At 72.4% G+C, this 1,669-nt stretch carries 2 protein-coding genes; one reads left to right on the forward strand and one right to left on the reverse strand.

Going from position 1 to position 1,669, the window contains the following annotated elements; translation table 11 throughout:
• The coding region (locus ACQKIP_RS46850; protein WP_427745806.1) for a response regulator transcription factor at positions 1-259 on the forward strand (259 nt) is incomplete at its 5' end.
• A gap of 33 nt (positions 260-292) precedes the next feature.
• On the opposite strand, the gene ACQKIP_RS46855 is transcribed toward ACQKIP_RS46850, so the two are convergent.
• Positions 293-1,651: an aldehyde dehydrogenase family protein gene (locus tag ACQKIP_RS46855; protein WP_365862355.1), complete on the reverse strand. Its 1,359-nt coding sequence runs from the start codon at positions 1,649-1,651 to the stop codon at positions 293-295.
• Between the last annotated feature and the right edge of the window lie 18 nt (positions 1,652-1,669).

Genomic DNA, 1,669 nt, shown 5'->3' on the forward strand with positions numbered 1-1,669 from the left:
GTTCGCCCGCCTCAGGCCGGGCCCGCCCGCGGGGCCCGTGGCCCGCCTGGACGCGCTCACCCCGCGCGAGACCGAGGTGCTGCGGCTGATCGCCGAGGGCCTGTCCAACCCGGAGATCGCCGGGCGGCTGCACGTCAGCGAGGAGACCGTGAAGACCCACGTCAGCCGGGTGCTCGGCAAACTCGGGCTGCGGGACCGCACCCAGGCGGTGGTCGCGGCGTACGAGTCGGGCCTCGTGGTGCCGAGGGCGGGAGCCTGAGAACTGCCGCGGGGCCCGGCGGTCTCGCGGACGTCAGCCCAGCGGCACGTCGAGGCGGGCCTTGCGGTGGCTGAACGTGGCGATGGAGTGCGGGCCGTGGTAGTTGCCGACGCCGCTCTCCCCGACCCCGCCGAACGGCAGCTCCGGGACGCGCAGATGAGCCATCGGAAGGCCGAAGCCGAGGCCGCCCGATGACGTCTCCGCGGCCAGGCGCTGCCGCGTCGTGTCGTTCTCGGTGAAGCCGTAGAGGGCGAGCGGCTTGTCGCGGTCGTTGATGAACGCGATGGCCTCGTCGAGTCCTCCGACGTTCACGATCGGCAGTACGGGACCGAAGATCTCCTCCTGCATCACCGGCTCGTCGGGCTTCACGTCGGTGAGCACGGTCGGCGCGATGTAGACGTCGTCGCGGTCGCTCTGCCCGCCGAACGCGGTCGTCCCGGAACCGAGGAGTGCCGAGACCCGGTCGAAGTGCCGCTCGTTGACGATGCGTCCGTATGCCTGGGAGGACTTGGGGTCCGCGCCGAACACCCGCTCCACGGCCGTGCGCAGCTCCTTCGCGAGCGCGGGGGCGGTCTCCGGGTCGGTGAGGACGTAGTCGGGGGCGACGCACGTCTGCCCCGCGTTGCGGAACTTGGCCTCGGCCAGGCGTGTCGCGACGGCGGCCACGTCGACGTCACGGTCCACGAACACCGGTGACTTGCCGCCCAGTTCGAGGGTGACCGGGGTGAGATGCTCGGCGGCGGCGCGCATCACGATGCGGCCGACGGCGCCGTTGCCGGTGTAGAAGATGTGGCCGTACCGCTGGGCGAGCAGCGCGGTGGTCTCCGGCACGCCGCCCTCGACGACGGCGACCGCGTCCGTGTCCAGGTACTCGGGGATGAGCCGGGCGATCAACTCGGAGGTGGCCGGGGTGACTTCGCTGGGCTTCAGGACGACGGTGTTGCCCGCGGCGAGCGCGCCCACCAGCGGGACGAGCAGCAGCTGGACGGGGTAGTTCCACGGCGCGATGATCAGGACGGTGCCGAGCGGTTCGTACTGCGTACCGGCGGTCGAGCCCTCGGGAAGCCCCGCGAGCGCCCCGGACGCGAGCGGCTGGGGGCTCAGCCACTGCTCCAGATGGGCCAGTGTGTGGTCGATCTCCCGTACGGGGAAGTCGACTTCGGCGGTGTAGGCCTCGGTGCGCGGCTTGTGCAGGTCGGCGTAGAGGGCGTCCGCGATGTCCTCGCGGTGCTCGGTGAACAGGGAGCGCAGCTGGGTGAGCTGCTGCTCGCGCCAGGCCAGGGGCCGGGTGCGGCCGGAGGCGAAGGTGGCGCCGAGCCTGGCGACGAGCGCCTCGGGGTCGAGCGCTGCGGGGGCGGGCGCTTCGGAGGCGGGCGCTTCGGGGTGGTGCATGAGGGGTCTCCTCGGGAG

The sequence above is a fragment of the Streptomyces sp. NPDC059900 genome (assembly GCF_050270335.1).
Classification (GTDB): Bacteria; Actinomycetota; Actinomycetes; order Streptomycetales; family Streptomycetaceae; genus Streptomyces.